We start from the raw sequence: 388 nt of genomic DNA on the forward strand, positions 1-388 counted from the left end.
CGATCCGCAAGGGCATCTTCTATGATGAGTCGCTGGCAGGCAAGCATATTCATCTGCACGATGCAGAGAACAACCATACGTATATCGGGCAGCTCAATGAGAATGCTCCGGCGGCAACGGCGCCGGGGGTTCCAACGAATGTGATGGCCGAAGCGGGCGACGGGCAGGCAACGATTACATTCACGGCGCCAGAGGATGACGGGGGAGACGCGATTACGGGATATACCGTGACCGCCACTCCCGGCGAGACGATCATGAGCGGTACGGCTAGTCCGATCGTCTTTACCGGCCTGACCAACGGCACGACATACACCTTTACGGTGAAAGCGGTGAATAACGCGGGAAGCAGCTTTCCTTCCTCCGCATCCAATGCCGTAACGCCAAGCGG

General features: G+C 58.2%; 1 protein-coding gene. It reads left to right on the top strand.

The window, feature by feature from the left end; all coding sequences use genetic code 11:
• The coding region (locus B1748_RS36655) for a fibronectin type III domain-containing protein (protein ID WP_143810493.1) at window positions 1-388 on the top strand (388 nt) is incomplete at both ends.

The sequence above is a fragment of the Paenibacillus sp. MY03 genome, assembly GCF_002165585.1.
GTDB lineage: Bacteria > Bacillota > Bacilli > Paenibacillales > Paenibacillaceae > Pristimantibacillus > Pristimantibacillus agaridevorans.